This is a genomic window from Paenibacillus sp. Negev47 (genome assembly GCF_058313655.1).
The window spans coordinates 338972-364874 of sequence record NZ_CM177754.1; the positions used below are offsets into that span (position 1 = coordinate 338972).

19 protein-coding genes, 17 tRNA genes and 1 rRNA gene are annotated in these 25903 nt (G+C 48.7%); 31 read left to right on the top strand and 6 right to left on the bottom strand.

All coding sequences use genetic code 11. The features are described from left to right. Window positions 1–10: 10 nt before the first annotated feature. From rrf to AC4G47_RS01685, 18 genes are all read left to right on the top strand, one after another. Window positions 11–127 (top strand): 5S ribosomal RNA (rrf, locus tag AC4G47_RS01600). 59 nt (window positions 128–186) lie between these two features. Then, window positions 187–260, top strand: a tRNA-Ile gene (locus AC4G47_RS01605). 34 nt (window positions 261–294) lie between these two features. Further along, window positions 295–370: transfer RNA gene (locus AC4G47_RS01610), tRNA-Ala, on the top strand. Between the two features lies 1 nt (window position 371). Further along, window positions 372–447 (top strand) — tRNA-Asn (locus AC4G47_RS01615). A 3-nt stretch (window positions 448–450) separates the two neighbouring features. Further along, window positions 451–542: transfer RNA gene (locus tag AC4G47_RS01620), tRNA-Ser, on the top strand. 15 nt (window positions 543–557) lie between these two features. After that, a tRNA-Glu gene (locus AC4G47_RS01625) sits at window positions 558–629 on the top strand. A gap of 6 nt (window positions 630–635) precedes the next feature. Next, a tRNA-Val gene (locus AC4G47_RS01630) sits at window positions 636–711 on the top strand. A 17-nt stretch (window positions 712–728) separates the two neighbouring features. Further along, window positions 729–802 (top strand) — tRNA-Met (locus AC4G47_RS01635). A gap of 25 nt (window positions 803–827) precedes the next feature. Then, a tRNA-Asp gene (locus AC4G47_RS01640) sits at window positions 828–905 on the top strand. Between the two features lie 23 nt (window positions 906–928). Next, window positions 929–1004 (top strand) — tRNA-Thr (locus AC4G47_RS01645). A 97-nt stretch (window positions 1005–1101) separates the two neighbouring features. After that, a tRNA-His gene (locus AC4G47_RS01650) sits at window positions 1102–1177 on the top strand. An 11-nt stretch (window positions 1178–1188) separates the two neighbouring features. After that, window positions 1189–1263: transfer RNA gene (locus AC4G47_RS01655), tRNA-Gln, on the top strand. A 9-nt stretch (window positions 1264–1272) separates the two neighbouring features. Then, window positions 1273–1348: transfer RNA gene (locus AC4G47_RS01660), tRNA-Lys, on the top strand. A gap of 9 nt (window positions 1349–1357) precedes the next feature. Continuing rightward, window positions 1358–1445 (top strand) — tRNA-Leu (locus AC4G47_RS01665). Between the two features lie 8 nt (window positions 1446–1453). Beyond that, window positions 1454–1528: transfer RNA gene (locus AC4G47_RS01670), tRNA-Gly, on the top strand. Window positions 1529–1534: 6 nt separating this feature from the next. Beyond that, a tRNA-Arg gene (locus AC4G47_RS01675) sits at window positions 1535–1611 on the top strand. 16 nt (window positions 1612–1627) lie between these two features. Continuing rightward, a tRNA-Pro gene (locus AC4G47_RS01680) sits at window positions 1628–1701 on the top strand. 11 nt (window positions 1702–1712) lie between these two features. Next, window positions 1713–1783, top strand: a tRNA-Gly gene (locus tag AC4G47_RS01685). Window positions 1784–1935: 152 nt separating this feature from the next. Here AC4G47_RS01685 and AC4G47_RS01690 read toward each other — a convergent pair. Continuing rightward, on the bottom strand, window positions 1936–2796 hold the full coding sequence (locus tag AC4G47_RS01690) for a hypothetical protein (RefSeq protein WP_458124979.1): 861 nt from the start codon (window positions 2794–2796) through the stop codon (window positions 1936–1938). 147 nt (window positions 2797–2943) lie between these two features. Continuing rightward, entirely contained in the window at window positions 2944–3852 is a 909-nt protein-coding gene (locus tag AC4G47_RS01695; RefSeq protein WP_491104456.1) for a LysR family transcriptional regulator, read from the bottom strand. A gap of 212 nt (window positions 3853–4064) precedes the next feature. On the opposite strand from AC4G47_RS01695, the gene AC4G47_RS01700 reads away from it, so the two are divergent. The 4 genes from AC4G47_RS01700 (at window position 4065) to AC4G47_RS01715 (ending at window position 9529) form a co-directional block, all read left to right on the top strand. Continuing rightward, on the top strand, window positions 4065–5081 hold the full coding sequence (locus AC4G47_RS01700) for an ABC transporter ATP-binding protein (protein ID WP_458124981.1): 1017 nt from the start codon (window positions 4065–4067) through the stop codon (window positions 5079–5081). Window positions 5082–5122: 41 nt separating this feature from the next. Beyond that, window positions 5123–6193 (top strand): ABC transporter substrate-binding protein, encoded by a 1071-nt coding sequence (locus tag AC4G47_RS01705; RefSeq protein WP_491104458.1) that lies wholly within the window; start codon window positions 5123–5125, stop codon window positions 6191–6193. An 88-nt stretch (window positions 6194–6281) separates the two neighbouring features. Then, window positions 6282–7952: an ABC transporter permease gene (locus tag AC4G47_RS01710; RefSeq protein WP_491106619.1), complete on the top strand. Its 1671-nt coding sequence runs from the start codon at window positions 6282–6284 to the stop codon at window positions 7950–7952. Next, window positions 7949–9529 (top strand): MBL fold metallo-hydrolase, encoded by a 1581-nt coding sequence (locus tag AC4G47_RS01715; protein WP_491104460.1) that lies wholly within the window; start codon window positions 7949–7951, stop codon window positions 9527–9529. Before AC4G47_RS01710 ends, AC4G47_RS01715 begins: the two co-directional genes overlap by 4 nt. Window positions 9530–9605: 76 nt before the next feature. Here the strand turns inward: AC4G47_RS01715 and AC4G47_RS01720 are convergent, their stop codons facing one another. The 3 genes from AC4G47_RS01720 to AC4G47_RS01730 all read right to left on the bottom strand — a co-directional run bounded on the left by AC4G47_RS01720 (window position 9606) and on the right by AC4G47_RS01730 (window position 13162). Then, entirely contained in the window at window positions 9606–10136 is a 531-nt protein-coding gene (locus AC4G47_RS01720; RefSeq protein WP_491104462.1) for a GerMN domain-containing protein, read from the bottom strand. 37 nt (window positions 10137–10173) lie between these two features. Continuing rightward, window positions 10174–11586, bottom strand: coding sequence for an N-acetylmuramoyl-L-alanine amidase family protein (locus tag AC4G47_RS01725; RefSeq protein WP_491104464.1), 1413 nt, complete (start codon window positions 11584–11586; stop codon window positions 10174–10176). Between the two features lie 175 nt (window positions 11587–11761). Further along, window positions 11762–13162, bottom strand: a complete 1401-nt coding sequence (locus tag AC4G47_RS01730) for a serine hydrolase domain-containing protein (RefSeq protein ID WP_491104465.1) — start codon at window positions 13160–13162, stop codon at window positions 11762–11764. A gap of 265 nt (window positions 13163–13427) precedes the next feature. Between AC4G47_RS01730 and AC4G47_RS01735 the strand changes: the two genes are divergently transcribed. Together AC4G47_RS01735 and AC4G47_RS01740 are read left to right on the top strand one after the other, a co-directional pair. Beyond that, window positions 13428–15401, top strand: coding sequence for a methyl-accepting chemotaxis protein (locus AC4G47_RS01735; RefSeq protein ID WP_491104466.1), 1974 nt, complete (start codon window positions 13428–13430; stop codon window positions 15399–15401). Window positions 15402–15616: 215 nt separating this feature from the next. Beyond that, window positions 15617–16813, top strand: coding sequence for a DUF2087 domain-containing protein (locus AC4G47_RS01740; protein WP_491104467.1), 1197 nt, complete (start codon window positions 15617–15619; stop codon window positions 16811–16813). Between the two features lie 190 nt (window positions 16814–17003). On the opposite strand, the gene AC4G47_RS01745 is transcribed toward AC4G47_RS01740, so the two are convergent. Continuing rightward, a complete protein-coding gene (locus tag AC4G47_RS01745) occupies window positions 17004–19007 on the bottom strand; it encodes a methyl-accepting chemotaxis protein (protein ID WP_491104468.1) in 2004 nt (667 codons plus the stop codon). 429 nt (window positions 19008–19436) lie between these two features. Between AC4G47_RS01745 and AC4G47_RS01750 the strand changes: the two genes are divergently transcribed. The 7 genes from AC4G47_RS01750 to AC4G47_RS01780 all read left to right on the top strand — a co-directional run bounded on the left by AC4G47_RS01750 (window position 19437) and on the right by AC4G47_RS01780 (window position 25886). Beyond that, window positions 19437–20153 carry an AzlC family ABC transporter permease gene (locus tag AC4G47_RS01750; protein ID WP_491106620.1) on the top strand — a complete coding sequence of 239 codons (717 nt, stop codon included), beginning with the start codon at window positions 19437–19439 and terminating at the stop codon, window positions 20151–20153. Further along, window positions 20144–20473 (top strand): AzlD domain-containing protein, encoded by a 330-nt coding sequence (locus AC4G47_RS01755; RefSeq protein ID WP_491104469.1) that lies wholly within the window; start codon window positions 20144–20146, stop codon window positions 20471–20473. The genes AC4G47_RS01750 and AC4G47_RS01755 overlap by 10 nt, the downstream gene beginning before the upstream one ends. Before the next feature lie 101 nt (window positions 20474–20574). Continuing rightward, on the top strand, window positions 20575–21381 hold the full coding sequence (locus AC4G47_RS01760; protein ID WP_491104470.1) for an NAD-dependent epimerase/dehydratase family protein: 807 nt from the start codon (window positions 20575–20577) through the stop codon (window positions 21379–21381). A gap of 113 nt (window positions 21382–21494) precedes the next feature. After that, a complete protein-coding gene (locus tag AC4G47_RS01765; RefSeq protein ID WP_491104471.1) occupies window positions 21495–22151 on the top strand; it encodes an SGNH/GDSL hydrolase family protein in 657 nt (218 codons plus the stop codon). Between the two features lie 276 nt (window positions 22152–22427). Continuing rightward, a complete protein-coding gene (locus AC4G47_RS01770; RefSeq protein ID WP_491104472.1) occupies window positions 22428–24419 on the top strand; it encodes a heparinase II/III domain-containing protein in 1992 nt (663 codons plus the stop codon). After that, a complete protein-coding gene (locus AC4G47_RS01775) occupies window positions 24412–24753 on the top strand; it encodes a hypothetical protein (protein WP_491104474.1) in 342 nt (113 codons plus the stop codon). Before AC4G47_RS01770 ends, AC4G47_RS01775 begins: the two co-directional genes overlap by 8 nt. Then, window positions 24750–25886: a glycoside hydrolase family 88 protein gene (locus AC4G47_RS01780; RefSeq protein WP_491104475.1), complete on the top strand. Its 1137-nt coding sequence runs from the start codon at window positions 24750–24752 to the stop codon at window positions 25884–25886. The genes AC4G47_RS01775 and AC4G47_RS01780 overlap by 4 nt, the downstream gene beginning before the upstream one ends. Window positions 25887–25903: the final 17 nt, after the last annotated feature.

The following is a 25903-nucleotide window of genomic DNA, read 5'->3' on the forward strand; positions in this document are numbered from 1 at the left end:
AAGCTATGCGTTTGGTGGCGATGGCGGAGGGGTTCCACACGTACCCATCCCGAACACGACCGTTAAGCCCTCTAGCGCCGATGGTACTTGGACCGCAGGGTCCTGGGAGAGTAGGACGCCGCCAAGCGATTTCCCTTTGGGGTATTTTTTTTGCCCCCTTTGCCAAGGAATAAGGGATATATATTAGGGCCCTTAGCTCAGTTGGTTAGAGCGCACCTCTGATAAGGGTGAGGCCGGTGGTTCGAGTCCACCAGGGCCCATAGTAATACCACAGCAAGAAATACAACAGTGTATGGGGCCATAGCTCAGCTGGGAGAGCGCCTGCCTTGCAAGCAGGAGGTCAGCGGTTCGATCCCGCTTGGCTCCACCATTCCCTGATAGCTCAGTTGGTAGAGCACTCGACTGTTAATCGAGTTGTCACAGGTTCGAGCCCTGTTCGGGGAGCCATATGGAGAGGTGTCCGAGCTGGCCGAAGGAGCACGATTGGAAATCGTGTAGGCGTCACAAGCGTCTCGAGGGTTCGAATCCCTCTCTCTCCGCCAGATAATTTTTAGCAAGGCCCGTTGGTCAAGGGGTTAAGACACCTCCCTTTCACGGAGGTAACAGGGGTTCGAATCCCCTACGGGTCATAATATGGAGGCTTAGCTCAGCTGGGAGAGCATCTGCCTTACAAGCAGAGGGTCGGGGGTTCGATCCCCTCAGCCTCCACCATATAACTTTTATAACGACGCGGGGTGGAGCAGCCCGGTAGCTCGTCGGGCTCATAACCCGAAGGCCGCAGGTTCAAATCCTGCCCCCGCAATTAACTTTCCTTGAGAAAGTACTATGGAACCGTGGTGTAGTTGGCCTAACATGCCTGCCTGTCACGCAGGAGATCGCGGGTTCGAATCCCGTCGGTTCCGCCATTTTTTAATTAAATATGCACCGTGCCGGTGTAGCTCAACTGGTAGAGCAACTGACTTGTAATCAGTAGGTTGGGGGTTCAAGTCCTCTCGCCGGCACCATTTTTAGTATTTACATCTGAATTTGTAATAGAATGTATATTACAAGTAAAAATGTTAATACTAAGATTCTCTTAGTGGATGAATGGCTTACTCTATGGCGGTCGTGGCGAAGTGGTTAACGCACCGGTTTGTGGATCCGGCATTCGGGGGTTCAATTCCCCTCGATCGCCCCATGATTTTTTAATGGGGATTAGCCAAGCGGTAAGGCAACGGACTTTGACTCCGTCATGCATAGGTTCAAATCCTATATCCCCAGCCATTTCACTATGAGTCATTAGCTCAGTTGGTAGAGCACCTGACTTTTAATCAGGGTGTCGAAGGTTCGAGCCCTTCATGACTCACCATTATATTTTGCGGTCGTGGCGGAATTGGCAGACGCGCACGGTTCAGGTCCGTGTGGGCTAACCCCCCGTGGAGGTTCGAGTCCTCTCGACCGCACCATATATTTTGCGGACGTGGCTCAGCGGTAGAGCATCGCCTTGCCAAGGCGAGGGTCGCGGGTTCGATTCCCGTCGTCCGCTCCAATATTTGCGCCCTTAGCTCAGCTGGATAGAGCGTTTGACTACGAATCAAAAGGCCGGGAGTTCGAATCTCTCAGGGCGCGCCATTATTTTCATAAGTATCGGGATGTAGCTCAGCTTGGTAGAGCACCTGGTTTGGGACCAGGGGGTCGCATGTTCAAATCGTGTCATCCCGATCTTTTTATTTGCGGGTGTAGTTCAATGGTAGAACTTTAGCCTTCCAAGCTAATAGCGTGGGTTCGATTCCCATCACCCGCTTCCTAGTAACGTATAGAAGAGCCTTTGCTTATAGCAGGGGCTCTTTTGTTTGAGTCTATAATTTCATTTCGTTCACTACACAAAAAAGACAAGCCCCTCTTCCTGCGTACATCGTAGGAGAGGAGCTTGTCTTTTTAAGTTAGAGCCAGCGATTAGTATCTTTCCAGAATCGTCTGTGTTTTCAAGCCATCGGCAGGAATCAGCCAGTTATTGTTCTCCAGCAATTGCAGCAGTTGAGTGCGCAGTCCGGATACGGCTACAGCATCATCGGTTTTGAAAGAGACTTCTACGATATTCTCAATACCTGTACCTGCTGCGTCACGGATCGGCCATACTTCGAGTGTAAGCTCTTGACCATTCCATGTACCTTCATATCGTTGGAACGTTACCGGACCATAGGCACGAGATTGCGTAAGCTGTTGTTTGCCCCAGTTGGAGGCAGTCCAGTTTTTCAATTTGCCTGGAAGCTTGTCCAATAACATGTTCAAGGCTTCCTTTTCAGAAGGAAGTTGGACACCTGTCGCCTTGGTATCGACTTTTTTGGTGTTGGAGAAGCTTAAGGTTTGTTTACCATATCCCCAATCAATCTCAGCCTCGTAATTATCATCCGATTCATCAAAACCCTCTTGATTAGCCAGAGTCAGCGCTGCGTTGATGTCGCCATTGATCACTGGGTACCGCTTTTTGTAGGTCAATTCGTAATTGTTTTTGTCATCCTTTTTACGAAAACGGACGTTCCATCCTTGTTGATCCAATCCGAGAGAATTGGTGTCGAAGTACTCTACGTTAATATTTCTGGGCGTGGAATTCAGGCCGAGTGTCTGAATCACTTCACTGCGTGGTGTCCCATCGGTATTCAATACAAGTTCCGGCTTGGCCAGAAACTTCACTTCATAAGCAGGAACGGCATTGGCAGCAGCTGAAGCCTGTGGTGCTCCCAGAAATGTCATTCCACTTCCCAATGTTACGATGCTCAGCATCAATGAGGCGGTTACCTTTTTCCACTTTTTCAAAACCAATCACTCTCCTAATCTGGATTAACGTACAGACTCAACTTTATCGCCCGAATATATGAAAGCGATTAACGGGGAGAGCTCATTGCGTTAACCCTGCATAGATTTGATGAATGGTTAACGATACTTTATTGAGGGTCAGGTCAGTCATGCATGGAAAAGGGGAAAGCCGTGACTCACCTCTCGTAGTACTTCTTTGAAGCGGTTCACCTGAACTGACGGGTGGCGGTCCTTGTTATGTACAGTGTAAATATGGCGCGGTGCCTGCTCTCCTGGAATGGGGAGAACTTGTATGAGCCCGTGTTGTTCCTCCCACTGTACCGCCATCCGAGACATGAATGAGACATGCCCCCCGAGTAACACGAGTTGTTTGATCGCTTCCAGGGAATCCATCTCTACGGTGCTCCGCAAACGAATGTCATGTTGCGCGAGCCATTGATTGGTTAACCGCCGAGTACTGGATTCATTGCCATGTAAGGCAAAAGGGATCTGTGCGATATGATCAGGTGTTAATACATCATGCTGGGCCAACCTATGCTGCGGAGAACAGATCAATACCAGGTCGTCCTCACACAGCGTCTCGGCTTGCAGCGCTGGTCCAACAAACGGCTCGGAAGAGATCACACCCAGATCAATCTGATGTCGAATCAGCATCTCGCGAATGACAGGTGATGGTTTGACGGATAAGACGATACGGATGCCAGGGAATTCCTGCGAAAAGGTATTGAGCATGGCGGGCAGCAGGTATGTAGCGGGTACATAGCTTGCCCCAATGTGCAGGGTGCCCCGATAGAGACTGTCATATTCTTTTACAACCCGTCGTGCCTCTTGGGTTAGAGCATTGATTTTAACGGAGTAATGCAGCAGAGCTTGTCCCGCCTCGGTTAGAAAAGTCTTGCCACTGCGCGATTCGAATAATCGCACACCCATCTCTTCCTCCAATGACTTCATATGAAATGTAACGGTGGGTTGCTTGATCCCCAGTAACTCGGCCACGCTTGTCATGTGATGATGTTTGTCGATCAGCTCAACAATTTGCAATTTGATCAGATTCAATGTCCCAACACTCCTCATACCTATTTAGGTTCTCCGTAAAATGAAAAGTTCCATTAATAATCACCTACTATAGATTTAATCTATGAACATCAACAGAATTCATCTAAAAAGTTAATTCCAATTTTACAAACAAGACATACAACTCGCGAAAGCGGACGTTAGACTGAGAACAGTGCAAGAGATCAAGTAACAAAAGACAGGCAGGGATGCTTATGAAATTAGAGATGACTGGAATTCAAAAATCATTTAATCAAACACCCGCACTGCTGCCGACAGATCTAACGCTTGAACATGGAAAGTTCACGACACTTCTCGGCCCATCGGGCTGCGGCAAAACAACTCTGCTCCGCATGTTGGCCGGGCTGGAGCAGCCGGATGCGGGGGAGATTCGTGCAGATGGTCAGTGTATCTACTCTGCGGCGAAGCGGATTGATATACCGACACACAAGCGTAATCTGGGCATGGTGTTTCAGGATTTTGCATTATGGCCGCATATGACTGTATACGAAAATGTAGCGTTTGGCCTGAAGGCCGGAAAACAGAAATCCGATCTGCGGCAAAAGGTGAACGAAGCACTTGACATGGTTCGCCTGCAAGGCATGGAAGATCGATATCCTCATCAGCTGTCTGGTGGACAGCAGCAACGGGTTGCTTTTGCCAGAGCCGTAGCTGTCAGACCTGGTGTGATCCTGTTCGATGAGCCACTGAGTGCACTGGATGCTGTACTCCGGGAAGAGATGCGGATTGAGATGATGTCACTGGTTCGGGACATGGGACTGACTGCGCTGTACGTCACACATGATCAGATTGAAGCGATGTCGATGTCGGATGAGATTGTGGTGATGCAGAAGGGGCGGATATTGCAAAAGGGAAGTCCGGAAACGATCTACTCGGCCCCAAGTGATCCGTATGTCGCTTCGTTTATCGGAAAGTCCAATTGGCTCACGCCTAACCAATCGATGGTGCGTCCGGAGCATGTTACCTGGAACAAAACAGGTCATGATGATCTGTGTTATCCGGGGACGGTACTTAGTGTCAGCTATGTAGGTGAGCGTTACGAAGTACGAGTGCAGATGGAAGGGCTGGGCGTATGGACAGCCTATATGAACCAAAGAGTACGGGTAGGAGAGCGGGTTCAGCTTCATATAGCCCCCGAGCGGATATGCCGAATGGATGGTTATGACAACCCGAGTGTGAAGCACAGAGAAGTTATAGCAGCGGCCAATTAAAGTAGTGAAAATCAAACAGAAACCAAGGGAGATGGAATGAGATGATAGGGATGAAAACACGGAAAAAGAGTGCAATGCTGTTATTAACTGCGGTAATGAGTATCAGTTTGTTCGGATGTAGTACAGGGAACACAACCACAGGCAACGCGGCACAACCCGCGGGTGAAGGAAACACAGCGGCGGCGGAAACAACGAAGCCGGCTGGTGGCAAGTTGGTATTGTACAGTGCTGGCCCACAGAAGCTGGCGGATAACATCGTGAGCGGATTTACGGACAAAACAGGTATCGAAGTCGAGATGTTCCAGGGAACAACAGGCAAAATTTTGGCTCGTATGGAAGCAGAGAAATCCAATCCGGTGGCAGACGTTGTCATTCTGGCCTCTTTACCTTCAGCACAGGCTCTGAAAGCCGATGGACTGACTATGCCTTATCCGGATGCAGCCAATGCAGACAAGCTGAACAAGGATTGGTCAGATGCAGAGGGCAACTACTTCAGCAGCAGCGCTTCCGCACTGGGTATTGTGTATAACACCAAACTGGTGTCTACACCACCAACAAGTTGGGCAGAGCTTGCTACGCCTGCGTGGAAAGATGCAGTGAACATTCCCGACCCTACATTATCAGGTTCAGCACTCGACTTCATCACAGGGTACCTGAGTGCGAATGGTGAAAAAGGATGGGATTTGCTGAGTGCCTATAAAGCCAATGGTGTAGCGATGGCAGGCGCCAATCAGGAAGCACTTGATCCCGTCATCACGGGTGCCAAAAGCATCGTAGCGGCAGGTGTGGACTACATGGCGTATTCCTCCAAGGCAAAAGGTGAGCCACTGGATATCGTATATCCTGAGGAAGGCACGGTAATCAGCCCAAGACCGGCAGCGATTTTGAAATCCAGTCCAAATGTAGAGAACGCTAAAGCGTTCATTGACTACTTGTTGTCCGATGAAGCACAGAAGCTCGTTGCTGATGCTTATCTTATTCCGGGCCGTGAAGACATTGAAGCGACCAACCGTGCCAATGTGAAGGATATTCCACAACTTAAAGTGGATTGGAACTGGATGAGCGAACATGGCGAAGAAACAGCAGCACGTTTTTCGGAGACTTTTAAGTAAGACACAGTACGTAAAAGACAATTAGGCAAAAGGAATACCTGCTGTCTGTGGAAAGTCATGTGAGGTGAACGTAGTGAAACCTGTTGTAATGGACAACAACCGAATTTTTCGGAGAGTGGGCGTGCTTCTGGCCCTCTTTCTGCTGACCATAAGCATTGGCGTGCCGCTCTTGCTGATCTTCTGGCAAAGTGTGTATCCAGACGGACAATGGGACTGGATGGCACCGATTCGCACGATTACGGGTCATCATCTATCCGGTGTATTGCTGAACTCCGTCTGGCTTGGCATCTGCGTTGTAGCGGTAACCACGCTGCTGGCGCTGCCGCTTGCCTGGATGATGGCGAAGACCCGTATGGGCGAGCATCGCTGGGTGGATGTGATCCTGATGATTCCGTTCATGACTCCGCCGTATATCGGATCAATGGGATGGATTCTGTTTATGCAAAAAGGGGGATATCTGCAGCAATGGGTGCCCTCATCTGCGGGCTGGAGTGAGCTGTTCTTCAGCTTCTGGGGCATGGTGCTCATTATGAGCTTGCACCTGTTCCCATTCCTGTATCTGCTGCTTCGGGATGCATTGATCCGCATCGGTGGCAATCTGGAAGAAGCGGGAGCCGTGCATGGTGCACGTGCGGGGTACCGTTTCAGACGCATTATTTTACCCTTATTGTTGTCGTCCTACGGCATGGGGATCATGCTGGTCTTTGTCAAAACGATTGCGGAATTCGGAACACCGGCAACCTTCGGGCGTAAGATTGGCTATTATGTCATGACCTCCGAGATCCATAAGTACATCTCCAGTTGGCCGATTGATTTCGGCAAGGCGACTTCACTGGCATCGGTGCTGCTGTCCGTCTGTCTGGTGATGTGGTACATGCAGTCTGCCATGAGTCGGAAGTTCACGTATCGTCTGGTTGGTGGCAAGGGGCAACGTTCGAAGCGATATTCCCTTCGTGGCGGAGCAGGATGGTTGTGCGGGGTGTATCTTGCGATCCTGTTGATCCTGTCGATAGGAATCCCGTATTTCTCCATCATCGCCGCTTCGACCATGAAGCTACGGGGATCGGGACTGGCTTTCGATAACCTGACATTGGATCATTACAAGGAGCTGTTATCTTGGGGTTCGGTAAGTATGAAGGCGATCGGGAACAGTCTGGGACTATCTCTCGCGGCTTCAACCGTTGCTGTTATTATCGGTACGGGTTTTGCGCTGGCTATCGGCAGATCGTCTTCATTCATGCAGCGTGTGATTGACTTGTTCAGTCTGTTGCCTAATACGGTGCCGGGCATCGTGATGGTGGTGGGTCTGATTCTCTTCTGGAACTCACCTTGGATGCCAGTCACGTTGTATAACACCTACGGCATGGTTGTTCTCACGTACGTTGTTCTCTTCTTGCCTTACACCGTGCAGTATGTAAAATCGAGCTTTACCCAGATTGACGGAACATTGTTCCAGGCGGGGCAAGTCTTTGGCGGGAAGCCGCTGTATATTCTGCGGCGTATCCTGATCCCGCTGATCCTGCCCGGCATGCTCGCCGGCTGGATGATGACCTTTACGATTGCTACCCGGGAACTGGTAGGTTCGTTGTTGATTCTTCCACCGTCGATGCAGACGTCGGCTACGTATATTTTTGCCCAATTCGAACAAGGTCAGGTATCACTCGGAATGGCGATGGCCGTTGTGACTGTAGGCATGACGGTGCTCATGCTGCTTGGAATTGAAATGCTGAATTCAAAGAGAAAGTGGAATGCATCATGATCAAACTGAACGTATGGGGCGGTGCAGGGGAACATGGACGTTCCGCCTATCTCCTGAGCGGGAGCAATTTTCGCCTTTTGCTGGATTGTGGTGTGAAAAAAGAAGGCACGGGCGAGTATCCACTGATTGACCCGGAGATTGTTCCGCAACTGGATGCGGTCCTGTTGTCCCACGCCCATGAGGACCATTCAGTCGCCATCCCTTTGCTGTATAAGATGGGCTACCAGGGTGAAGTATGGACGACGAGGGAGACGAGGGCGCAGCTGCGTACGTATTTTGCCAACTGGCGCAGGTTTGTAGAGCGTGTAGGTGAAGAACTTCCTTATAATGAAGCAGATGAGCAAGCTATTCGTTATCGGTATCTGGAGGATGAGGGGGTACCCCAAACCTGGTTCGAACCCATTCCTGAAGTAAAAGTGATGTGGGGACGGAGTGGACATCTGGCTGGATCAGTGTGGTTTGGGCTTGAAGTGGAAGCTAAGCGGATTTTCTATTCCGGGGACTACACGTCCGAATCGATGCTTTTACAGGAGGATTGTCCAGCGGAGGTGTTCTCACAGGCAAACATGACTCGTGAAAATCAGGTGTTTGATGCTCCGAGCAGCGAGCGGTGGGGTACGGAGCAACTAATCGCTATCAACAGTGGGCAAAAGGCTGGAGAATTCATAACGTCACAAGATCAGACATCTGTTGCATCAGAGGCGTCCTCAAGAACACTTGTATCCATGGAGCTACCCATGAAGCAGGGAAATTTCACATCGAACGGAGCAGATGGAGCAGGCAGAGCAAACGTAGCAGACGTAGCAGCAATATCTTCAGTCGGGCTGGTAGATCTGGCGATCGTTGATGCTGCCTACGGTACGGATCAAGATACACAGGCTGACAAACTGGAACAGCTGGAACGAGCCATTCACCAAACGATTGCTCAAGGTGGAAAGGTGCTGCTACCCATGCCTGTCGTAGGGCGTGGACAGGAGATCATACTGTGGGCACAGCAACAATTCCCGGCTGTTCCAATCGTAGTGGAACAAGGACTGGTGGATGGCATGAAGCAGCTTATTCATGTCCCGTACTGGTTGAGGGAGAAGGGAGAGCATGTCACCGGAAGTTCGTTGAAAGACGAAATTGATGGCTTTCTGACCGGACGAGGATGGGATCTGCCTACGACCACCCAAGAGCGGGAACAACTGTTGGAACAACATGCTGCTTCGCTATGGTTCATTCCGGACGGCATGATGCAGTCCTCGCTTGCCCGTTGGTATTATAGCCAATTATCGGACAGGGAGGAAAATCTGATTCTGCTCACTGGGCATGTTGCTCACGGTACATTTGCGGATAAGCTGCTACGGGTTCCTGATAAGTATGGAGCGTGTGAGGTGCGAAAAATACGCTATAAAGTGCATCAGGGCTGGAAGGATGTCGAACAGATGCTGCATGGGATTCCAGCAAGACATACGGTTCTTGTGCATGCTGACCGGGCAGAGACAGACAGATTAAAAGAAGGTTTGCTCAGAAATAGCCCGTCACCGGGAACAGTTATACATTCACTGTCTGCTGGTGACGAGCTATATGTGTGAATTGTGCATGAATCGAATTATTGTGTTATCTGAGAACGTCCCTGGGGACGTTCTTTTTCCATTGTTGTGTGATCATTTAGGGTTCGCGATGAATGGGGTGCTCCAGTTCGGCATGACCCATTAAACTATCAACGGCTTCACCATCCACCAGTATATCCAGGCTGTTCACTTCATCAAATTGAAACATCGTTGTTGTTAAAGCTTCCAATGCGAGCAACTCTCCACTGGTACCAAGGTTGGCTTCAGCGGGGATATGAACATCCAAAGTCACCGTGCCCTCTGCATATTGGATAGAGAGCAATTCAACCTGCTCCCAGAGGGAAACGAGCTCCGAATCGGTGTTAGTTTGCATAGCTGCATATGTTTTTTCGTATTTCTCGGAATCATCCTTGTATTCAATTTCCTGCTCTGTTTTTTGAAGCTCCAGAACCTGAGAATCAGCCATATAAACATCGACGACTTGTGTGTTCATTTTGCCCAGATCCACCTCCGTTTCGGATGGGTTGGGTTCATTCGATCCGGATTCACTCACTGGCTTCTGAGCACATCCAACTCCGATAAGGATCAAACATGATAATATAAGTGCCCAACCTAGCTTCTTATTCAAAGGATCACTTCCTTCATCTAATAATTTATTTTATGATTTATAGACCCAAATACTCCTTAATTCCATCGGCTATCGCTTGAGCGGCTCTCATCTGTACGTCATCGGATGACATCCGTTCCTCATCGAGCACATTACTCAGGAATCCCACTTCCAAAAGCACTGCAGGCATGGTCGTGTCTCGAATCACTTCCAAGTTGCCATTTTTCACACCACGATCTCTGAGCCCCATGGCTTTCACCAAACGTTGATGAATGATATGGGCTAATTCCTTGCTGTTACTGCGTTGATAATAATATGTCTCCGTACCTGTCGCTTGGGGGGCGGACTTCACACTATTGCCATGGATAGATACAAATACATCCGCATTTAATTGATTGGCGAGCTGCACACGCTCAGGGCGGGTCGGATAAGTATCACCTTCACGAGTCATTACCAATTCGATATTGGGTTCATTAAGCAGCAGGGCTTGTACTTTGTGAGCCAATACCAGATTGTAGTCCTTCTCGGGTTGGTTAGTGATGCTGATCGTCCCTGGATCACTGCCGCCGTGTCCTGGATCGATCACAACGACCTTGCGTCCTGAATCGCCTACTGGAGTGACAGGAGCAGGTGCGACGTTGTCTCCCGCAACATTCAGATCAATAATCAGTTTGTCGGCAATCACATTCTGGCTGTACTGGACATCCTTCACATGATTCAATTCTACGACAATTCGAACTTGTCCTGGATCTCGTTTGAAAAGCGAATATCTCACTTCCGTCACATTGGGATAACCGCTCACATCCAGCTTGCCATTGAATCCTTGATCCAGCGGTTGGGATAGATCGCCAAAGACGGCTCCAGGCAAGTCCACAACCAGACGATCAGGGTACTTGAGGGTCGTTACTACTGGCTGAACTGCCCCATCCGTGGATAACACAAGCTGATTGTTGGCAAATTGGATATCGGTAACCTGGGCGACAGAAGAGGAGTCTTCATTCCCTGAACTGTTGCCAGGGTCGACAGCAGGTTCCTTGTTGGTGTTTGTTAAGTATACAATCTTGTCTTGATTGTTCCATTTTACCTTAAGCCCCATTTGTTCACTGACAAATCGAATGGGCACCACCAGGGTTTTATTCAAAATTTGCGGTGCTGTGTTCAAGGTGACCTGCTTGTCAGCAACCATGGCTTGTTTTTGGTCCACGGTTAGAGAGATGATCTGTTGATCTTGCTGGATTTTTACAGTGTGTGCTTGCTGGTTCCAATCGACTTTGAATTTCAAATTTTCGGCAACGACACGAATCGGGATCATCACGTTTTTATTGATAATCGTCACCTGTACATCATTTGGGAGGACTAATTCCTCTCCATCCATAAAGATTTTCGACGTGCTTGCAGCGGCATTTCCCTGATTAGGGAGCAAAAAGAGTAAAAACAGGCTTAAAAACAGTAGTAAAATGGTTTTCTTCATTATGCACCTCGATTAATATAGATCTATATTTACACTTCCAAAATATACCTACATAATATAAACGGTAAAATTGTAAAAATGTTTCTTTTTAGAATTGAATATGTATCAAATATATCTATATCAAAGAGACGATCCGCTGAAGATCGCCTCTTATTACTCTTTATGAAAATATAAATTATTGCAGTTGCAGTGCTTTGGCTGTTTTTGCCTCAACTTCATCCAAAAGTGAAGTCATGTCCATACCTGCGTGGTTGCCGAGCAGGATAATCGTGATGTCATCGGACAGATTACGTGAAAAGGCTGTGGCGAACCCGCCACCACTACCGTTATGGAAGACGGTACGATTCGTGCCGTTTTCTTTGAGAATCCAGGCGTAGCCATAGTTTTTATCGGAGTAAGGCTCATACATCTGTTCAATCGTATCCTGGCTTAGAATCTTGTCTGTATACAGCGCACGATCCCATTTGAGCATATCGTCCACCGTGGAATAGATGGTTCCTGACCCGGATTGAGATACATAGTAAGGAGCAGTTACCCATGCGTTATCTTGTTGAATAAAACCACTAATCGTATGCACTTTACGGGAAGCCTCTCCCGAATTTTTCATGCCAAGTGGTTTCAGTATCGTCTGCTGCACGTAATCGGCATAACTCATGCCGGATACCTGTTCAACGACGTATGCGAGCAGAACATACCCGCTGTTGCTGTACAGATAGGCACTCCCCGGTTCGAACTTCAGCGTTTTGTGGCGAATCTCTTCCACAGTCTCTTCCATCGAAGTTCCTTCACCCCGCCCGAATGCAGATGGCAGACCTGAAGTCTGAGACAACAGCATATGCAGCGTGATCTGATCTCCCTTCGGTATACCGGAGATATACTTGGAGATTGGATCTTGTACATTAATCTTACCATCCTCCACTAGACTCAGAATGGACGCAGCCGTGAAAGATTTGCTCAGCGATGCGATTCGGGTCTTCTGATCCGGGCGATTCAGCGTCTGTTCGTCGGCAAGTCCGTAGCCTTGCTTCAGAAGTACCTCACCATCGCGGGCAATCAGAGCCATACCTGGATAGTTAATTTCGCGCAGATACGTATCTACGCTGGCAACCTCGCTGTTCAGCAGGCTGACTTGATCGGTTACCATATTCACACTCATCTGACCTGTAGCTGTGCGTTGGACTTTGATATCGGCCTTGATTGCATTAGCCATGGCCCGGACAGGGACCATCAAGGTACCGTTAACCGTACGTGAATTCACCCCTGTGGCCAGATCGACCTGGTTTACCTTAATGGAATTGCTGCCAGCCTGATGGATCAGCTTGTCTCTGCCAACGGTAATGGTAGCCGTCTTGGTGCGATTATCCCATTTCAACGTGCCTTTAACCGATGTGACCACATCCCTTAGTGGAACAAACGTTGAACCTTTGAATATAAGTGGTGCGTTCTTCCAGGATTGTTGCTCACCATTCACTTCAATGTGAACTGCTTGCGTCGCCTGCGCTGCGGATGCCGTGATACCAGCTTGTCCCAGAATGGGGCCTGCGTACAGGATGAGCGCTAACAGAATGCGGAACATGGATGAATATACAGTGGAAAAACGTTGTCTTTCATTTGACTTGCGTAAGATTTGAATCCTCTCCTTCCAATCGTTTCATGAATAACCAGCTTATGAGCATTGTAAACGATCTAGCTTAGAGGGTCAAAACGAAAAGAAGGATAAGGTGAGTCCATCTAACCCGAGCGAAAAGATTAAATTTATTCTAATTTAGTATCTATACATAATATTTTTACAGTGATTGTCCGATAAAGGATGGGTGAAGATTATGATGGGGGATAGTTAAATGAAGAAAAGGATTCGAAACTGGTTTACTTTAACCGTAAAAAAACGCCTGGTTGCTGCATTGCTCCTGTTCCTGATAGTACCGAGCATCACCGTGGGATGGTTGTCTTATCAAAAAGCGGCTGACCAGGTTAAGCAAGAAATTATTCGTTCCGCACAGGCCAAAACAGAGATGCTCAGTCTGCAGATTAATCAGATGTTGGATATGGAGAAGGATAACGCAGCACAGATGGCCGCGGGTATTACTTCAAACGATATTATTAATAATTCACCTGCGCTTCAAAGGCAGATGGATCGGATGTCTCAAAATCATAAGGAATTGGGTGTGCTTACCGCAGGTGCCGAAGATGGTAGCTGGATGAAGTCCCCTGAATCTCAGGAACAGAATTATGATCCTCGAGAACGTTCATGGTATACGATGGGTATGTCCCAGGATGAACCGGTAATCTCAGATACGTTCCAGTCGGCTTCGACGGGCGAATGGGTTGTGACCGCAGCGGCCAAACTGGCTGACGGCAAAGGGGTATTCGGAGCCAATGTCAGTCTCAATCATCTGAAAGAATCCGTTGATCAGATACACATTGGTAAAGAAGGAAAACTGTACATGCTGGATAACGGGGGTAAATTCCTGTTCCACTACAATATTGAATCCGGCACACAGTCGGATGAAAGCTATATTAATGAGATGTATACGCAGGAAAGTGGTACTGTGAAGTATACATATGATGGTCGCGAAGTGGAAGCTGTGTATTTTACTAATCCGGTGACGGGTTGGAAAATTGTTGGTGAGATGGTTCCTTCGGAAGCAACGGAAGCCGTAATGCCTATTTTGATCCGTTCAATTACGATTGTGGCATCTGCATTGGTTATTGGGTTGATTTTGCTTGTATTCATTATCCGCAGCATTCACCGGCCATTACTGCAATTGACGCAGGCAGCATCCCAAGTAAGCGCAGGGGATCTAACGGTTCGTGTAGGTTTGCAGCGTAAGGATGAGTTCGGACAGCTTGGAGAAAGCTTCGATATGATGACGACTTCACTACGTAGTGTGCTTGGAGAAGTACATGATACGTCCAGCCAGCTGGCAGCATCTTCTGAAGAGCTAATGGCAAGTTCGGAACAGACATCCAAGGCCACAGAACAAGTGGCTGAACTGATGCAGGATGCAGCTGAAGGAACGACTTTGCAAAACAATAGCCTTGCTGCTACAGGTCAACTCGTGGGTGAAATGTCCATTGGAGTTAAAGAAATCTCATCAAGTGCTGAAGATACTGCTCGTATCGCTCTTGATGCATCCACCAAGTCGGAAGCGGGTATGGTTACCGTGGAAGAAGCAGTTACCCATATTCAGCAGGTGAATGACGAAAGTAAAGCCATGTCTGTCGTAATTGAGGATCTGCGAGCGAAAAATGAAGAGATTCTTGTGATTGTGGCCGAGATTACGGCCATTGCCAAGCAGACGAACATCCTCGCATTAAATGCTTCCATCGAAGCTTCAAGAGCTGGCGAGCAAGGGCGCGGATTCGCGGTTGTAGCCAACGAAGTAAAGACACTGGCTCACAGTTCAGGCGCTTCAGCCGAGCGGATTAATGCGCTTATGCATGAGATGCAGGAGAAAACCAATGCGGTGCAATCGACCTTTGCCCGGACGGGAGAAGGGATGGTCAAGAGTTCGCAGATGGTTACGGAAGCGGGCGAAGCTTTCCATAACATTCGCACTGCCGTACAGTTGGTGGCTGCACAAGCTGGAGAAGTATCCGCGGCTTCCCGTCAGATTGATGGGGGTATGGGTCATATCAACAAGGCAGTGAATGATACGATGGTTTTGTCGGACAGAATTGCCTCTGGAACAGAAGATGGATCAGCTGCTGCCCAAGAGCAGTTGGCCACGATGGAAGAGGTTGCAGCATCTTCGGCGGCATTGTCACGTATGGCTGAAGATCTGCAAAGCATGATTGAACGGTTTAAGTTGTAACAGTGATTGAAATGAGACTGCAGGGATACACTCTGCGGTCTTTTTCTTTTGTACAGAGGTATTCGTGATGTCTTCCAATACAACATCTCTTTCAGTATATTGACATATAACAAACAAAATTATATTATGTCTATAAATAAACAAACTAAAATAATAATTAGTTGATTGATATTAATTTCAAATGACCATAACAATGATAAAAAAGGAGCTTTTACATGAAATCATCAGAATCCTGGTTACAAACAGCTTCGTTGGAAGAGATCAAGCGTGGTTATATGGAGGAAGGTCCCGCCTATATATGCATCTGCTGCGGATACAGGACAGAGGCGGGGATTATCTACCCTGAAGAAGGGGTGCTCTATGAGGCAGCCCGCTATATGCGTGTTCATATCGAGAAGGTTCATGGATCGGTATTTGAGTATTTACTGGAGTTGGATAAAAGCGTAACCGGATTGTCTGATGTCCAGCGGGGCTTGCTGGCGCAATTCCATGAAGGCAAGAAGGATGCTGAAGTACAGAAGGCCCTTGGCATCGGGAGTGCTTCCACGATTCGGAATCACCGGTTTGTATTGAAGGAGAAGGAACGGCAGGCCAAGATATTCCTGGCATTAATGGAGCTTCTCAAAAGTAAGGATACCCAGACTCAAGCTGAATGGGTGTCGCCGGTGACAAGACATGGACATACAATTCATCGTGATTCATTTGATATTACAGAACAGGATCGGGAGAAGGTGCTAAGCAAGTATTTTCCAGAGGGCACCAGCGGTCCACTGACGACATTTCATATGCAGCAAAAGCATAAATATATCGTGCTCACCGAGATTGCCAAACGATTCGATACAGAGCGCAAATATACCGAGAAACAGGTCAATGAGCTGCTGAAGGAAGTCTATGACGATTACGTGGAAATACGGAGATATCTGATCGACTATGGCTTGATGGAACGTGAGCCAGATGGCAGTCAGTATTGGCTGGGAAGCCGTGCAGATCAACAGAGCACCGAAGATAGAAAACAGGGCCGTAAAGAAAAGAGGGAGCAGGAGAACATGAATCGTCGCAAAGAATTGCAGGAACAGGCGAAGGAAGTCAAAACGGAAGCGGGCGTCTACCAGATTCGGAATGAACGTAACGGCAAAGTCTATATCGATAGTACACTTAATCTGAAAACCATTAATGGACAACGGTTTATGCTACAGATGGGCAGCCATCTGAATCGAAGGTTGCAGGCTGAATGGAATGAATATGGAGAGAATGCCTTCGTGATCGAAGTGCTGGAGACATTGAAGCAAGATGATAACCCATACTACGATCCCAAAGATGCACTGGCCAAATGTCTGAATCGCTGGTTTGAACAGTTAGAACCCTATGGAGATCAAGGGTACCATGGAGATAAAAAGCAATCTGCTGAATAGGAAGGACATTTTCTATCCAAATTTCATGGCCTTTCATAACCCAAAAGCCCCTTTGCCAATATGATGGCAAAGGGGCTTTCGGGTTATAGACTACTTGTTATATAAGATGAACTAATTCTTTACACGATAACAGCGATTGGAAGGTTATTCTGTCATCGTAGTGTTAGTGTAAATAATCTTAGTTCAACGGTTACAGCTTGAATTGTTCCACCAGCTTCTGCAGCTTGTGAGCCAGATGTGCGAGCGAGTCAGCAGAGGATGATATCTCCTGCATGGAAGCCACCTGCTCCTCCGTAGCTGCAGAGATGTTCTCCGTTCCATCGGCATTCGTTTCCGATATGGTATGGATCTGATCAATGGATTGCACCACTTCGGCTGTGCTTGCAGACATCTGCTGTGAGGCAGCTGCAATGTTCTCAAGCTGATGATTGACGACCCCGACAGCCTGACTAATCTGGGCAAAAGCTTCATCTGCAAACTGCACGGCACGAATGCCGTTGCTCACATCCTGCTGCCCAATCTGTACATTGTGATTGGCCATGGCGATCTCCTGTTGAATCGCTCCAACCATCTCTACAATCTTCTGGCCGGACAGGCTGGATTGCTCCGCGAGCTTGCGAACTTCGCTGGCAACAACGGAGAAGCCGCGTCCATGCTCACCTGCGCGAGCTGCTTCAATTGAAGCATTGAGTGCAAGCAGATTGGTCTGTGCAGCGATGTCTGTAATGACAGACACCATCTCGCCAATGGATGTGGAGTGCTGCTCAAGTCGTCCAGCAGTATCTGCCATACCTTGCACAAAGCGACTGACGGAATCCATCTCGGATACGGCTGTCTGCATGGTAGCATTCCCTTTATCCGCGAGCTCACTTGCTTGCATGGCGGCTTCGGATACTTGTTGGGTGCTGTTTGTTACCTGTCCCACACCTCCAGCAAGCTCATTCATCTGCTGGGCCGTATGTTTCAAGCTGCTTGCTTGTTTCTCAAGTCCAGCTGCGGATTCTTCCGTGATCAAGGCAACTTGCTCAGTTGCTTTGGTTGTCTCGGATGAATTGACTGCCAATTGTGTTGAAGAGGTGGTTAACTCGTCAGCCGTGTGACGGACGTCCTGAATGACATTGCGTAAAGATTCACTCATCTTATTGAAGCTGGTGCTGAGTTTCCCGAACTCATCCTGACCCAATACAGCGACCTCAATGGTCAGATTACCATCACTAATTTCGTTGGATGCCTTCACCAAGCGGTTCAGCGGTTTGGTGATCGACTGCACAATCCAGAAAATAATCATGGAGCTTACAGCGATCGCAATCACAATAACGATAAGTGTGGTATATAAGATGGGCCGGACAGATTCCGTCACTTCACCACTATCAATGACACCGACCACAGTCCAGCCTGTTGTTTCATTGGTGGAGAAAAAGGCGTGTTCCTCCTTGTTTCCATTAAGTGTATAAGTCAGACTTCCGTTTTTCTGTGCAAAAATATCTTTATAGGGTTCCATGGTTCCTTCGGTTCCCGGTTTTTCGGTAGGATGTACAATGATTTTGTTGGCATTATCAATGATATAGATATAACCCTTCTCGCCGATCTTCGTGGAATTAACCGTCTGGGACAGGGCTTCAAGCGACAGGCTGACAGAGACGACACCATGCCCATCTGCTGAGGTCTGAGCTACCGAAGCAACAACATTGCCGGTATTGCTTGATATGTAGGGGGTGATTACGGTAGGGACATCTTTGTTCTGTGTAGCAGCCTGATACCACGGGCGTTCGCGCGGGTCGTACCCTTCCTTATTCACCGCCGTGACAGGGGAGTTAATATACACGCCCTGATCGGTACCGATGGAAGCAAGTTCTACGTCATCATGGGTTTCCTTATACGCGTCGAGCAAGGTACGTATGGTATCCGTCTCGTCACCCTGGTTGGGTCCGACATTACCTGCATCCAGTTGACTTGCCAGGAAATCAACATTTTTACGTGTTGCCCCAATGATCTGGTCAATGGTCTGGTTGAGCACAGTAACATTGCTAATTGCATTTTCATACATTTTCTCTTCGACCTTGGCATCGGCTGTTTGGAACGAGATAATGCCCAGACTGATTGTAGGAATGAGTAGCACGATGGCAAATGATAAAATCAATTTCTCTCTCATCTGCAGCGTTCTTTTGGCCCCTTGTTTACGAATCTTCTTCATACAGATGCCCCCTCTGTGTAATCCAACCAATTCCTTGGTGGATATATCAAACCTGATAAAGTTTCCAACATTTCCAGATGTTTCTGGTACTATCGTATGACAAAATTCGAGTTTATTCAACATTATTTATGAATTTTATGAAAATATTTTTTGGTTTTATAGGTATTTAGGATTACATCTGTTCTATAAAAAGTAATCTGTCTCTCCCTTAGTGCACATCTTGTGGTATATTTCTGAATTAATGTGACACGAAAGATGTAATATGCCACATGCTTAAGGAATGGACGTTGTTATGCTGAATACACAGAGAAAGCTGTTTTCATTGAAAAATGCACCTGCATGAGTACTCATCGATATATATCGGTTGATGGAGACAGAAATTGGAGAGGGGTTGTTCCAGAGTTGGACCAAAGTACACAACAGATATCTATGCAGAAGAACACGGAAGAGGTCCAGGATCATGCCACTTTCATGCAGGGGGTCAAGGATTGTATCCCAACCCTGCTTGGCTATTTGAGTATTGGCTTTGCTGCGGGTGTCATTGAAATGACCGCAGGTCTGAGTCTGGCGGAAACGGCTCTGCTCAGCCTGATCCTATATGCAGGATCAGCTCAGTTCATTGCAGCAGGCATGCTGGCATCGAATGGGTCAGCACTAGCCATCATGTTCACCATATTTTTTGTGAATCTTCGTCATTTGCTGCTCAGTGCAGCTGTATCACCGTATTTTCGGCATCTGACCCCGCTTAAAAATATGTGGATTGGTTCACTGCTTACCGACGAGTCATTCGGTGTGGCGATGACGCGTGCTATTGGCAGGGAAAGGCTCAGTGAACGCTGGATGCACGGTCTGAATATTACTGCGTACCTGAACTGGTTCGTAGCCAATATGGCGGGAGCATACTTTGGACGCTGGATCACCAACCCGGAACGACTGGGTCTGGATTATGCATTGCCAGCGATGTTTATCGGACTGGTTGTACTCCAGCTGGTGCATCGCAAAAGTAAAAAAATACACATTAATGTGGCGATTATCGCCGTGGTCTGTGTAATCTTCGCCAGTATGGCTTCACTTGGCAGCATGAGTGTTATTGTGGCTGCGGTCATTGCGGCAACGATGGGAGTGTTCATGGAACGATGGAAGTAAGATGGGATGTATTTTGGATTATTATGGGTTCAGCGTTGTTAACATTTATCCCGCGTGTACTGCCACTGATGCTGTTCAGCAAGATACAGATTCCACTGTGGTTGTTACGCTGGCTTGAATATGTACCCGTAGCGGTCATGGCAGCACTGATCGGTCAGGAACTATTCATGTCGGACAACCAGTTAGTGCCGATTATGCAGAATGCGGCCTTGTGGGCATCCCTGCCTACGATTGCGGTAGCCATCTGGACACGCAGTCTGCTTGGAACCGTATTGGTCGGTATTGTGGCGATGATGATCTTGCGATATTGGATCGGATAATTGCTAGGTTCTATTGTAATATCCGGTAATTCCTTCGCCTGATCGGTTAATACTGTTCTATAGAGGACAGATAACCTATCTGAGCGAAGGGAGCTGGATTCATGAGTGAACCGAAGCGCAAGCTGTTAATTACGGGAGCTGCTGGAGTCATTGGTCGCAGTCTGTTGGACGGGCTGAGATCCAAGGGCACGTACGATATCGTTGCGGCCGATCTGCATGAAGACGAGAAAGCTGGCATTGTAGCTATGGATGTGACAGACGGGGAACGCTTGAAAGAACTGATGCAGGGAGTTCACACCGTTCTGCACATTGCATGGGCCAAGGATGAGGAAGATTTTCTGGGCAAAGTTCTGCCGATCAATGTAACTGGAGCCTACCACGTATATGAAGCTGCACGGTTGAACGGTGTTCAGCGGGTGATTTTTGCAAGCTCCAACCATGCGACAGGCTTCTATCCTACCGGAGAGGATATTGAAGTGGATGATCCGTACCGACCGGACAGTTTCTATGGACTTAGCAAATGTTATATTGAACTGCTGGGACGGTATTACGTCGACAAATATAACTTGTCCTCATTCAACATTCGGATAGGGAACTTCTCGGGTGATACATACCCGCACTCGGAGCGCTCTGCCCACATCTGGATCTCGACCAGGGACATGGTTCAACTTGCCGAGTGCTGTATTGAGGCGGATTCGGATATGAAATATCTGAATCTGTATGGGACTTCAGCGAATACAGACAATTACTATGATATTGGCTACCTTGCACAGAAGATGGGATACCATCCTCAGGATGATGCAGCCGAACTGTGGGAAGAGGCAAAGCTTAGGGGCGTACCCGATAAACACGACGAGACAGCCTTCCAGGGCGGAGGCCATGTGGAGAAAGAACCGAGGAATTCATAGATTGGCGATTCCGCTATGAAAACGCTATTTTCTATTTTAGCCGAAAGGGATAAAATGGAGACTGAGGTGTTCAGTGTTTCCATTTTGCACAAGAGGAAGGAACGATTTCAATCATGAGTACAAGTCCATCCGTTATATTGTTTCAGGGAGACTCGATTACAGATGGGGGAAGATCACGCAATGATGATCCGAATCATTTTCTCGGTCACGGGTATGCGTATCTGATCTCCAGCAAACTGGGTATGGAACTGGCCGGCAAGAATAAGACGTTCTATAACAGAGGCATCAGCGGGGATCGGGCATCCGATCTGTACGCACGCTGGAATGAGGATACGATTAGTCTGAAACCTGATCTGATCAGCATCCTGATTGGGGTTAACGATGCATGGCGCACGATGAATGGAGAACCTAGCGGGATTACGGATCGTTTCGGACGAGCATATCGTCACTTGCTTGAAGAAACACGGGAAGTGATGCCGGATACGGGTCTGATTTTGCTGGAGCCGTTTATTCTGAAAACCGGAGCGACTGTGGAGAAATGGGAGGCCTGGGAAGAGCATATTGGTCAGTATCAGAAGCTGGCGCAAGGTCTCTCTGAAGAATTCGGAGCTGTGTGGGTACCATTGCAGCAAACGTTCAATGATGCTCTGAAGCAGGCGGACGCAGCATACTGGTTGTGGGATGGCGTGCATCCAACCGCAGCAGGTCATGAGCTGATTGCACGTCAGTGGTTATCTGTTGTACAAAATTCTCCACTTGCGATTGTGTAACAACAACGGAACAGTTGCGATTTGGGCAGCGGGAACAGGTGTTAAGGATTGGATAAGGGTATAAGATAGCCATAAAAAGCCTGTGCTGACAGGCAGAATACAACGGAGAACCTGACGAAGGTTCTTCTTTTTTTTGGTTAGGAAGGAGAAGGACGTAAGGTCGTGGAAAGGTTACTAATGGATAATTCTTCAAAAGTGTTATGAAATCCGGTAAAATGAAATCGATTACATTATAATGTTGGTATAACATTCCATTAACGAAGAGTGGTGAATCCAATGGAAGATTCCATTCACGAAGTCGAAAATGAAAACATAAACAAACGTGGAAATGAGAGCAAAGCAGTGAGTTCCCTAAGCGCCGACAGACTCTTGGAGAAGTTAGCCCGGCCTGAGTTGACTACGCTATACACGGACTTGAAGGCTTACGGTGAACGTGCCTTGAACGAACCCATGCCTTCTTTGTCGTTCCGTCTATATCGACAGTTCAGCGATACAGGTGAGCGGAAAGCCTATGAGGAGGCTTATTTTGATCGAAGGGGCAGACTGGCTGCTGTGGCGATGCCCGCATTGGACACGGCCAGGCCGGATGCACTGCAAGCGTTGGAAGAAATGTTGTGGGACATATGTGGTGAGTATACGTGGTGTTTGACAGCGCATCTGGGTACGGGAGAGGTCGATCAGGTGGATGGAAACATCGATCTGTTCGCCGCAGAGACGGTACATATGCTGGCCGAAGTTGTAACGATTCACGCCGAGCGGCTGGATCGCCTTGTCATAGAGCGGATCAGGTTCGAAGCAGAGCGGCGAATCTTCACTCCGCTTTACCGGGATCAACGGAAGTTCCACTGGCAGACAGCGGATCACAACTGGTCGGCGGTCTGTGGTGGCTGCTGTGGCATGGCTGCATTGTTGCTGTTGGAGGATGAGCCAACACTACGGGAATCGATCTGCCAAACAGTCAGTTGTATGAACGCATTCCTGAGCGGTTATGGAGAGGATGGCGGCTGTGCCGAAGGTATTGGATATTGGGTATATGGCTTCGGTTATTTTACCTATTATGCCGAGATGCTTCGTGAGTATAGTGAGGGTGAACTAGATCTATTGACGGGTTCCAAAATCGCAGCAATCGCAGCCTTCCCGCTGCGAGTACATCTGTCGGGCGGCATATTTGTGAACTATTCGGACAGTGCCGAGCAGGAAGAGATCCCTTCCGGATTACTCTCCCTGCTTGCATCCCGAGTTGGGTTACAGGTGGATCTGCCGCTTCACATTCCACTGCTTACCGATGATCCCTGTCATCGCTGGGCTCATCTGCTGCGTAACGTGATGTGGAGCGATCCGGAAGTATATGGTAACGAAGAAGCCGTTGCACAGTCTGAACGTGGATTTGTCTTTCAAAATCTGGGCTGGATGATTGCAAAGGGCACGATCGATTGTCCGGGTACACAACGTACAAACAGCGCCCCCCTTCATGTGGCTGTTTCCGTTAAAGGCGGGCATAACGACGAGCCTCATAACCATAATGATCTGGGGCAGTTCATTATCCATTGCGGTGGTGAGAACATCCTATGTGATCCAGGAGCAGGGTTGTATAGCCAAGCCTATTTTGCACCAGGTAGAGAGCAGTTGTTCCACATCTCATCATCCGGGCATAGCGTTCCGCTCATTGAAGGTCAGGAGCAAAGCTCGGGTCGGCAAGCGCAAGCCCAAGTGTTGGAGGCAAATCTGGCAAAGGATAGCGGTGAGCTGGATACAACATTGGATCTGACATCCGCATACCCTGGAGCTGCTTCGCTGGCTCGTTATACGCGCCAATTTCATTGGAGAATAGGTCCTGACAGTAGCAGAGATAGGGCAGAATTGCGTATGATTGACCGTTTTCAATGGAAAAGCAGGATTGTGTCTTCGGCTGAAAAATCATCTTCGGTGGACGATTCAGGTGCAGGGTGTTCAAGCGTTGTAGAGCGATGGATGAGCAGATTGAAGCCTGAAGTGGTGAAGAGCGGTAATCTTCGCTGGCAAGGTGTACATGGAACAGTCCACATGACATATGATGCGAACCAGTGGCAAGTCCTTACGGAGGCAATGGACACAGTTGATCATGACGATGTTCCAGTCACATTCTATCGGACGTCACTATCATGGACAGGTGTGCACGATGAGACAGATGTTCGGTTAGAAAGTCCTGATCTGATTGAAACGTTATGTGAGGTAATCTTCATCATTGAACCGAAAATGGGAGAAACCGAGGTGAACATGATTGAGTAAATATACATCTGCGCCCACGTATCCATGGAAAGATGAATTTGAACGTTACCGTACATTGGCAGAACAAGTGGGCCCAGCTCCGACAGAAGGCTGGAATCGGGATCGCAAGCTGGCACTTGTTGAGAGTGTTGTTCGCGCTTACACATCATATCAGGATAGTGATGGTGCAATTATAGATCCGTTCTCGGGTGTGGAGAGGTATGGTTTCATGAAGGTGTTCAGGTCGAGGGTTAAAGTAATGATGACGAACAACATTACGTCAGATATGGTGAGGTTGAACTGGAGCATCAAGCAAAGAGGTCTGGTATTGAATCGAGGAGGGATATGTTCATGAACACATCAACGTCGGTAAAATGGTTAGAGGAAGCGTGGCAACAGGGAGCTGCCAAAACGATTCGGAATGCGAAGCGGATTAAGGATACATTCCCGCACATTGCCCCGCAGGGGACGTATGACCGGAATGATCCGGAATGGTGGACAGCAGGTTTCTGGCCTGGATTGTTATGGCTGGTCTATGGGGAATCTTCGGAAAGTGAAGCGGCAGCTCCGCTACATCGCATTGCCGAAAGTTGTGAGCGGCAACTGGAAGGTTGTCTGCGTGATCCCGAATCGGTGGATCACGATCTGGGGTTCATCTGGCTGCTTAGTGGCGTAGCCAACTACCGCCAGACGGGCAGCGCGGATGGACGGCGGCGTGGCATGCTTGCCGCCAACCTGCTCGCTGCCCGCTTCCACGTGCGCGGTAAGTTCATCCGCGCCTGGAACTTCAGCTCGTCAGCAATGGATACGCGCGGCGTAGCCATCATTGACAGCATGATGAACCTGCCGCTGCTCTATTGGGCATCCGAGCAGAGCGGCGACCCTCGCTTCCGCTGGCTGGCGGAAGCGCATGCGGACACCGTGGCGCGCGAATTCATCCGCGCTGACGGGTCCATCTGCCACGTGGTGGAGTTCGATCCACACACGGGGCAGAAGCTGCGAGAGCATGGCGGACAGGGCCATGCTCCGGGTTCCGCCTGGGCGCGGGGCACCGCCTGGGCGTTGCGCGGGTTTGCGCTGTCTTTCCGGTATACGGGCGAAGCCCGATATCTGGAGACAGCGGAGCGTGCGGCCGATTTCTTCCTCGCCATGCTTGGCGAAGAGATCGTGCCGGTGTGGGATTTCCGCGCACCTGCGGAGCATCAGGTGGCGTGGGACTCGTCCGCTGCGGCAATTGCCGCGAGCGGGTTGCTAGAGCTGGCGAAGCTGTCGCCACGCGGGGAAACCTACGCCGCCGCGGGAGAACGAATCGTCCGCGGTTTGCATGAGAACTATAGCTCCGGCGACTTGGCAGCGGAAGAAGGTCTGATCATGCAGGGAACGGTGCATTACCCCGAAGGGCGAGGGCTGAATGTGCCGATTATATACGGCGATTATTTCTATATGGAAGCGCTGGCGAAGCTGCGTGGACGTGCGGGGTTATTTTAAAGAAGAATGGAGAACTA